This is a genomic window from Pontibacter rugosus, assembly GCF_042678745.1.
Classification (GTDB): Bacteria; Bacteroidota; Bacteroidia; order Cytophagales; family Hymenobacteraceae; genus Pontibacter; species Pontibacter rugosus.
The window spans coordinates 1-8,108 of the sequence record NZ_JBHTLD010000215.1 but is presented as its reverse complement, the minus strand read 5'-3'; the positions used below and the strand labels follow the sequence as shown (position 1 = coordinate 8,108).

Here is an 8,108-nt window from a genome sequence, read left to right as displayed (position 1 = left end):
AAGGAGGCGTCAAAAACACGTCTATCCATAATAGTCAAATTTAATACTTTCACAAATCTGCCTATATAAAACTCTCCAGTCAAAGGTAGCAACTCCATTAGCCATGGCTTCCTGAACCGATTCTAGCCCTCGAAAAGAGCGCCTTGTGCATGTTGCGGTGCCCGTAAGGGCAGCCGGAGCAGAGCGGAGGCAGCTTCAGGCACACAGCGCGATGCCCAAGGACTGGGCCTCGCTCATATAGGGCCCCTACCCCAGCCGTGAGCGCTCCAAAGTAAAAGGTAAAACGATAGGTATTGGGGAGCTGGAGGATGAACAGAAGCTAGATAGGATAGCTTGTTGCAAGTTGCGGCAAGCAGCTGCCATAGGAAGTATAAGCAGAGGCAGTCAACGGCATAAACGGACGCCTCCAGAAAAGATTGAGCATGTGATAAGCACTGGCTATGTAAGTATACTTGCGGCAAGTATAGCAGCGGCTATTCAAGTATGGCTTTGCAAGCCAGTAGAGCTGGAAGCTCTACCCAAAATAGGTACTAGCTGGAAGCTAGCGCCAGCGAGAGGAAAAGAACAATGGAATTATGGCTGTAACAAGTATGGCCGAAGCTATTCAGCTATGGCTATTCAAGCCATTCAAGTTGCCGACTCAACCCATTTCAGGACACGAGTTGAGAATTCGCGCCAGCCGGGACTATGGGACATACAAGTATAAACAGCAACTACACCAGCACAGTTTAAATACATTTAGTTGCAAAAGCAGTAAAAAAAGGAAAGCGTGGCCTTAAGGGCACACGCTTTCCTGAGCTTTAGAGAATACTTATACTTGTACGTCAGCTTTCTTCTTGCGGTTGAATCCTTTTAAAGGATTATAGCCATTCAATTCTTTTTGATAATAGCCGGTGCCATCGTAAGGGCGCTTTTCCGGATGCTCTTTACACTCTGTTGAACAGGCTCCTTCCAGTTCCCAGCCGCAGTTTTCGCAGATAGGCACATGCAGGTTACATACCGGATTAGCACAGTTTACCATACGGTCACTCTTGGTGCCGCACACGTGGCACTCTGATACTACCGTTGGGTTTACACTATTTATGTCTACGGCTACACGGTTATCAAACACATAGCATTTGCCTTCAAAGTCTTCTCCGCCGGCCTCCATGCCATACTTGATAATTCCGCCATGCAACTGGTACACGTCCTCAAAACCCTGCTCCAACAAAAACGCACTTGCTTTCTCGCACTTGATACCACCTGTGCAGTAGGTCAGGATTTTCTTGTCTTTGTACTTCTCCTTCAGTTCTTCTACCTTCTCCGGAAACTCACGGAAGTTCTCGATGTCCAGCGTTACAGCATTCTTAAAGCGCCCCACACTGTGCTCATAGTCAGAGCGAACATCGAGTACCACCACATCTTCGCGGTCTTTCATGGTTTTGAACTCCAGCGGCGACAGGTGCGTGCCTGTGCGCTGGTTCGGGTCGATGTGCAGCATGCCGGAATGCACGATCTCAGACTTCGTGCGCACGTGTAGCTTGGCAAACGCATGTTTGTCAGAATAGTCTACCTTGAAATCTGTTTTCGCGAAACGTGGATCAGCCTTCATGGCTTCCATGTAGTTATCGCAGTCTTCTTTCAGGCCGGAAATAGTACCGTTCAGGCCTTCTTTCGATACAATAATGCGACCGAGCAGGTTCAGCTCCAGACAGAAAAGATGGTGTTGCTCACGAAACGCCTCCGGGTCTTCTATAGGCGTGTAGCAGTAGTACAGGAGTATGCTGTATGCTTTATTCATAACGGCTTAGTTTCAGCTAAGTGTTTGATTATTACGCTTTTTTATTGTCTGAATCAGGATTTGCAGGATTTTAGGATCAACAGGATTTGTATATCATTTACTTATCCACTCCATCAATCCTTCAAAATTAGTTGCTGCCTTCTAATCAAAAAATGATTCTTATCAGTTCTGTAACAGTAAGGGCAAGTATAAAAGTTTACTTAATAGGCGCAGCCGGATTACCGAACACAGTCGCTTTGGCAGGCACATTGGCTACTACCACTGATCCAGCACCAACACGGGCATTCTTACCTATCTTCACACCAGACACGATCACGGCTCCAGACCCAATAAAAGCTCCTTCCTCAACAACCACATCGGAGTTGATGATAGCACCTGCACCGATCTCCACAAAATTGCCGATTTCTGCATTCGTGTCTACCAGGGCTCTGGCATGAACTAAGGTGTTATCTCCCACTTTAGCATTGTTGCTGATAACAGCACCTGCTCCTACCATAATGCCGTGGCCCATCCATGCATTTTCGGACACAGCGCTAAACTTGTGGATAGCGTTTACCGGCACCACCTCGTGCTCATCCTTCAGCATTTTGATCAGGCCTTTACGTGCTGCGGCATCTTCCACGGCTACAAACACATCGCACTTTTTCCCGATCAGCTTCAGAAACTCCCCATCTTCGGTGTTGCTCATTACCGCCACATTATTTACTTCCTCCTGCTGTAGTTTCTGGTTATCATCCAGAAAGCAGTACACGATCACGTTGTTACTGTTAAAGATATCTAACGCAGTTGTACCCAGTTTTTGGGCACCAAGTATGATAACAGGATTTTGCATAGCTTAAGTCTAAATAAGGCGCAAAGGTACAAAGAAGTAAGGGAGATTAAAAGTATAACTAACGTAGGCGCAGCATATGCAGCAGGCGCTGCGCATAAACATTCTGTAGCAGCAGGTACACCAGAAAAGGCAGAAACACAAGGCGATAACGGCTCAAGGTACCAAAGTTTGGCGTAGCAAGCCCCACCACTCCTGCCATCACCAATACAAACACCAGCAGCACCACGTGCAGTAGCTCAATTTTTATACCTGCTCCTTTCCGAAAAGCAGCGGCCACAGCCATACCCGTCAGCAGGAGCAGCAGGAGGTTCTCCAAGCTACTAAGCACATAAAGCAAACGCCAAGATTCACCTAAAAACGGACGGAAAATCGCACTGAGCATAGCCTCCGGGTAATGAACCAACAGACTCTGTATACTTGGCTCAAATCCTTCTAGCAGAATGTGCGGCTGGTGTAACGAGCGCGGCAATATTCCAATGTAGCTTTCGTAGATAAAAAGTGGAATATAATCAATCAACAGCTTTTCCTCAAACACCACAGATATAAAACCCAAAGCACCTGCCACTAACACTGCATAGCAAGCCAATTTTGCACCCAAAGATCTTAGTAACCTAAATTTCACCTGCAGCAGCTGTACCAATATATAAACCAGCAGAAGTGGAAGAAGCAACGCTGCATAAAACAACTTTATCTTGACCATAAGGAAGAGCTGCAGGGGCAGCAACAGTATCTGCCAACGCCCAAGCTTATACCCATGAGCCAGCGAAACGGCAGTTCCGGTTAACCAGCACATACTGCCGTACATCAGGGGGTCTTTCATCAGGCCTACACTCCAGTACAACACCGTCGGGAAAAACAGAAATGCCACCGCAGCAGCAGCTTTATACTTGCTAAACTGGCGACCAAGCACCGCTACCAGGTAGGCGCTGCCCCACAAACTGTAAAGGGCAAAGTATAGATTGTTGAGCAGAAAATTTCCGGTAGTAAGCAGGTTAAGCAAACTTACCAGTTTAATGAAGAAAAACGAGTTAGATGAATCTATATAAGCTGTAAATGGCAATGCCGCCTCCAGTTCGGCACTTTCAAATCTATTCGTAAACAATAATCTGAGATAAGCCTGCGGTTGCTGCTGTGCATACTCCCACAAGGTAATACCGGCTTGATGATAGACACCTCTATCGCCACCTTGCAAGCCTGTATAAAACATTACAACTAACACTAACGCCAGGAAAAGCTTCAGGGCAAGCGCCGGCACAAAGTATGGCCGTAGCTCCTGTGCCCATTCAGAGCGCCACATCCAGCGCACCAATGCTCCTAGCACCAGCAGATTGAGCAGGTATACTAATAGCATACTCATCAGGAGGCCCTTTTTTGTTTCATGATTTTGTTTCCGATGGCGCAGCGCATACAGTTTACGGGGTGGCAGTAGCGTTTGTACAGGCTCAGTGCCGCCTGGTTATCAGCAGCAGTTTTTGCACGCCAACCTAGTTCTTCATAGAAGCGCGTATACTTGTTGCTATCTTCCCGCAGTTGCTCTAATACGTTGATTGCTTTATCTAAATAGGATTGCTCGCCGCTGTAGCTGGCATAGGCCGCCAGTACAGGCACAGCTACATTAATGATAAGATTCTGCGCGCTGCCCTTGCCCATGCTTTTAAAAGGGGCTTTATTTTCTTTGCCAAATAGGTAGTGGTGCTGCCAGTAGTCAGATACAGGAGCCTGAAAAAGCTGCTCATACCGCTTGACTGAATCGGCCTCGAGTAGTTCAGAAAATAGCGCCTGTTTTTGGTGTAACAGTGCAGCCAGTTGCGCCAGCCGCACCGTCGGAAAGTTAGCTGGGCGCATCCGCAGAAAATTCCAGTGGTGGCGCTGCATCGCTTGTGCCTGCAAACTATACTTGTGCCTCAGGAAAGTATACTCCTGCTGCAGCTGCCGCGCATAGTCATCCTCCGGCTCCGCCAGAAAACCGGCTTGGCCGAGCAATAGTGCCTCCAGCTGAAAAAGGCTTCGCTGGTGCCGCCGTACCACTGCTAGTGGCAGCGCCTTTGCCAGCATCTCAAATGCCTGTTGGTTTATCTTGAACCCGAAACTCCGCAGCAGCAGTTGGTACGTCGCCTGCTCCCAATCATTGCCGTAGCTCTGAAAAACCTCTACCACGTCCTGCCCCTTCTCCTCAAGCCGCTCAACCAGCGTTCGTTCTAGCATGAGCGTTTTGGTAATATCTGCCACATCAGGCCAAAAAGGGGCACAAGGTATAGCTGACCTGGCTTTCTGCAACTGCTCATACGTCTCCAGCAACCTTAAATCCACACGCTGCCACAGCTCCAATACGGGCACCAGCGTGCCATCGGTACGTGTAACGGGAACATCCGCCTGCCATACTACGTGCAGCACCACCTGGTCATACTTCTGGTCGTGCTGGTGCTGATGGCGGTGCCAGTCCGAAGCCCGCAAATGCACCTCCACACTCCCCGACCACTCTACCTCCCCCACCCGAAGTATGGCTTCTTTAAAATCAGGCCCGGCATCGGTATTATAAAACCCCACACGCAACACCTGCAGCGTCTCACCTCCGGTAGTGGCCAAGGCTGTTTTATCGAAGTACTGGTGCTGCCAGATGTAGTGCAGGAAATCTTCTTTCACGTTACTTGGGTTTAACTCAAAACCTATAAACAGCTTTGTAGCAACGATTTTTTATTCGTGTGCGCCGTCATGGTATTTTAGCTGCATGCCGTGCAGAAAGTTACGTAGAATCTGATCTTTACAATCTCGGTACTGGCTCTGGCTTGGGTTACGGAAAAAGGCGCTAAGCTCATGCTTGCTCAACCGGAAATCAACCATATCGAGCATGTCCAGAATATCCTCGTCTTTTAGATTAAGCGCTATTTTAAGCTTTCTGAAGATGATGTTGTTGTTCAGGCGCTTTTCCGGCTCCGGTTGGGGGCCTTCCTTTTTGCCGCGCTTGTCGTTGATAAGACCGTTCAGGAAAACTGCCAGATGTTCATCGTCCAGCTCTTTGCTCTCCGGGTCGTCTTCCTTCTTCAGCCAATCACTTACCTGCGCCCGCGTTACGTCACGCCCTGCCAAGCCAAAAATTTCTATCATTTTGGCATCACTAAAATCAAAGGTGTAGCGAATGCGGCGTATTATATCGTTATTATTCATATAGTGTATTTCTGTTAATTAAAACTGCTGTGGCAGCGGACTTTCTAAGCCTTTCTCACAAATTCAGACTTAAGCCCCATAGAGCCAAAACCATCAATTTTGCAGTCAATGTTATGATCCCCGTCTGTCAGCCGAATGTTTTTAACCTTTGTGCCAGCCTTTACCGGTTTTGGAGCGCCCTTTACAGGTAGGTCTTTAATCACCACAACAGTGTCTCCATCCTGAAGTACGTTACCGTTGGCATCCACTACCTTCAGCCCTGTTTCGTCTTCCACCTCACTGGGGTTCCACTCATTCCCACACTCCGGGCAGGCGTAGGTTTCTTCACCCATCGCATAGCCATAAGGTGAATTACACGCAGGGCATTGTTTCATTTCATCTGGCATAATACTGTTTCAGTTTGATTTTTTATTTTGCTTGTTTTCCACGGTTTTTCTAAATAGTGGCGAGGTCGCTGTTTAATAAATGGTAGCCTCTGTTATTCTTCTTCTTTCCAAGATAGCTTTATTTTTTGCAGCTTTAGTAAGTAAAGTATCAACAGGATTGGCTCTAATCTTAGTTTAAGAACAAACCCTTCTGAAGTGTCTATGAGCGGCAGAACCACCATGGCTATTCCACAAACCACAAGTCCGATGATTGCGTCTATGATTCCTAAGTCGACGGCCCATTTCTTTTCCGTCCACAATCCAAAAGCTGTTACTGCCTTTATCAAATAAAGTGCAATCAGAAAGATGCCTGTAAGTGTGTTCGGGTCAAGTGTTTCAAATCCATATAAAGAAATAGAAAAGTTATAACCTAAAAGACCAATTATTACTCCTATAGGCACAATAGCACCAATAGCCATGAAAAACCAAACAAAAGCTTTAATCCACCAGGGCAGTAATTCGCGCCTACGCACTTTTTTGTTTTCTACTTCATTAAAGCTAATGTTGGCATAGTATGGATTATGTTCCATTTATTTTTTTAATTAGTTGGCTTGATGATTAGTATATACAGAGTGCGAGGCTTTCAGCCGAAGCATGCCTTATGCACCTTATTAGGTGCGGGCTTTTTTATTTTAAATGCACTTCTATTATTTTTTTATCTGTGTCGATGTCAAACCAACCCTCTGATTCTTCATTTGGAATAGTGTCAAGCAAATTACCTCCTTCTGAATATTGAATTGATGCTTCTTTTCCAAGTACAATGGTCATTGCGTATTCTTCTTGTCCGCTTTTACCAATCCATGCAACTGCTTCAATTCTTCTGAAGTCATTCGTTTTATAAAGTGTTGTTCCAGTAGAAATTCCGTCGCACCAAAATCCTTTAATGTTTTTCTGGTCACATTTATCTAAAGCCTTAGTAAGTCGTTACTCCAAAGTAGTACAGAAGTCTTCATTTAATATTTCTTCCAATGCACTTTTCTTATCAATTTTTAAGCTTGCACCTAACGTGCTGGGCTTTGCGGTGGCGCAGCTACCGTAAAGGTGGTGTTTGGCACCTGCCGTTTTTAATTCAACTGCCACTAAGGCTTTTATAACTTATTCTCAGTAATGTCTCCACTATAGTTGATAGGATAAAGAACATTACTGTCCAGAATAATATGTGTACAGGAAACCACCATAGTGATTTAATCATTAGTTTATCCCATGCGATGGGTGTTCTGAGCATAAAGACCATGAATTCTTTAAACCAATTTGTTGAGCCCCAAGACACGAGGAAAATAGAACCGATGGTGCACATCAGGAAGTAAACTATAAAAAAGACTATAGAAACCCGGAAGCTTATTTTAGTTCTTATTTCCATTCCTTTACTTTCTATAATTTCGGTTAATGCCAACGGCTTGTATAAACGACGGCGAAGGCCGTCGGCCGAGATGACGTTTATACCTTGTTAGCACAAGATTTTCTTCTAAGTATTTGTCTTATGCTTTTTCAACTGCTTATAAAAAAGTGGATAATCCATACTGTTCACTGTTCTTTCATCTATTTTCAATACTGGTTGACTATCAAATTCTAGTAGTATCTGCTGAAACTTTAGATATTTAGCCTTGCTTGTAAAGAATCTAACGATGTTGAATGGGTTAGTCGGCAAATCAGTATCCAGATTTTTCTTAGAGTATTTAACCAGCGTATTCAAGTCACGCTTTTTACTGAAGGCTCCTAAGAAGTTTCTTTTGATTAGAATATTGTCGTTTATTTCATAATGCTCAATCTTCCAGATTCCGAACAAAGCAACCAAAGACCAAAAACCAACCCAAAGCCAACCAAATCCTGTCAAACTAAAGTCGGATTTTATTATTAGTGGAACAGTAAACAAACAACTATATCCAATAATGACACAAGGGATAGT

11 protein-coding genes are annotated in these 8,108 nt (G+C 45.3%); 1 reads left to right on the top strand and 10 read right to left on the bottom strand.

The window, feature by feature from the left end; all coding sequences use genetic code 11:
- The first annotated feature begins 343 nt into the window (after positions 1 to 343).
- Positions 344 to 706, top strand: coding sequence for a hypothetical protein (locus ACFQ2O_RS18000; protein ID WP_377531105.1), 363 nt, complete (start codon positions 344 to 346; stop codon positions 704 to 706).
- Positions 707 to 811: 105 nt separating this feature from the next.
- On the opposite strand, the gene trhO is transcribed toward ACFQ2O_RS18000, so the two are convergent.
- The 10 genes from trhO to ACFQ2O_RS17950 all read right to left on the bottom strand — a co-directional run.
- Positions 812 to 1,780: an oxygen-dependent tRNA uridine(34) hydroxylase TrhO gene (trhO, locus tag ACFQ2O_RS17995; protein ID WP_377531102.1), complete on the bottom strand. Its 969-nt coding sequence runs from the start codon at positions 1,778 to 1,780 to the stop codon at positions 812 to 814.
- Between the two features lie 196 nt (positions 1,781 to 1,976).
- Complete coding sequence (locus ACFQ2O_RS17990) at positions 1,977 to 2,612, bottom strand: NeuD/PglB/VioB family sugar acetyltransferase (protein WP_377531099.1); 636 nt, start codon at positions 2,610 to 2,612, stop codon at positions 1,977 to 1,979.
- A gap of 58 nt (positions 2,613 to 2,670) precedes the next feature.
- The gene (locus ACFQ2O_RS17985) at positions 2,671 to 3,969 is read right to left on the bottom strand and encodes a hypothetical protein (RefSeq protein WP_377531096.1); all 1,299 of its coding nucleotides are present in this window, start codon (positions 3,967 to 3,969) and stop codon (positions 2,671 to 2,673) included.
- Entirely contained in the window at positions 3,969 to 5,255 is a 1,287-nt protein-coding gene (locus ACFQ2O_RS17980; protein ID WP_377531093.1) for a DUF2851 family protein, read from the bottom strand. Before ACFQ2O_RS17980 ends, ACFQ2O_RS17985 begins: the two co-directional genes overlap by 1 nt.
- 51 nt (positions 5,256 to 5,306) lie before the next feature.
- Complete coding sequence (locus tag ACFQ2O_RS17975; RefSeq protein ID WP_377531090.1) at positions 5,307 to 5,777, bottom strand: YehS family protein; 471 nt, start codon at positions 5,775 to 5,777, stop codon at positions 5,307 to 5,309.
- Positions 5,778 to 5,821: 44 nt separating this feature from the next.
- Complete coding sequence (locus ACFQ2O_RS17970) at positions 5,822 to 6,151, bottom strand: zinc ribbon domain-containing protein YjdM (protein ID WP_377531088.1); 330 nt, start codon at positions 6,149 to 6,151, stop codon at positions 5,822 to 5,824.
- A gap of 104 nt (positions 6,152 to 6,255) precedes the next feature.
- Positions 6,256 to 6,732 carry a hypothetical protein gene (locus ACFQ2O_RS17965; protein ID WP_377531085.1) on the bottom strand — a complete coding sequence of 159 codons (477 nt, stop codon included), beginning with the start codon at positions 6,730 to 6,732 and terminating at the stop codon, positions 6,256 to 6,258.
- Positions 6,733 to 6,829: 97 nt separating this feature from the next.
- Positions 6,830 to 6,970, bottom strand: a complete 141-nt coding sequence (locus tag ACFQ2O_RS17960; protein WP_377531082.1) for a hypothetical protein — start codon at positions 6,968 to 6,970, stop codon at positions 6,830 to 6,832.
- 156 nt (positions 6,971 to 7,126) lie between these two features.
- Positions 7,127 to 7,282 (bottom strand): hypothetical protein, encoded by a 156-nt coding sequence (locus tag ACFQ2O_RS17955; protein ID WP_377531078.1) that lies wholly within the window; start codon positions 7,280 to 7,282, stop codon positions 7,127 to 7,129.
- Positions 7,283 to 7,667: 385 nt separating this feature from the next.
- Positions 7,668 to 8,108 (bottom strand): hypothetical protein (locus ACFQ2O_RS17950; RefSeq protein ID WP_377531075.1); only part of this gene is annotated, 441 nt, incomplete at its 5' end.

Coding starts and splice junctions, on each gene's coding strand:
- ACFQ2O_RS17975 (WP_377531090.1), bottom strand. CDS start 5,777: ATGAATAATAACGATATAATACGCCGCATTCGCTACACCTTTGATTTT.
- ACFQ2O_RS17985 (WP_377531096.1), bottom strand. CDS start 3,969: ATGAGTATGCTATTAGTATACCTGCTCAATCTGCTGGTGCTAGGAGCA.
- ACFQ2O_RS17960 (WP_377531082.1), bottom strand. CDS start 6,970: ATGACCATTGTACTTGGAAAAGAAGCATCAATTCAATATTCAGAAGGA.
- ACFQ2O_RS17970 (WP_377531088.1), bottom strand. CDS start 6,151: ATGAAACAATGCCCTGCGTGTAATTCACCTTATGGCTATGCGATGGGT.
- ACFQ2O_RS17990 (WP_377531099.1), bottom strand. CDS start 2,612: ATGCAAAATCCTGTTATCATACTTGGTGCCCAAAAACTGGGTACAACT.
- ACFQ2O_RS17965 (WP_377531085.1), bottom strand. CDS start 6,732: ATGGAACATAATCCATACTATGCCAACATTAGCTTTAATGAAGTAGAA.
- trhO (WP_377531102.1), bottom strand. CDS start 1,780: ATGAATAAAGCATACAGCATACTCCTGTACTACTGCTACACGCCTATA.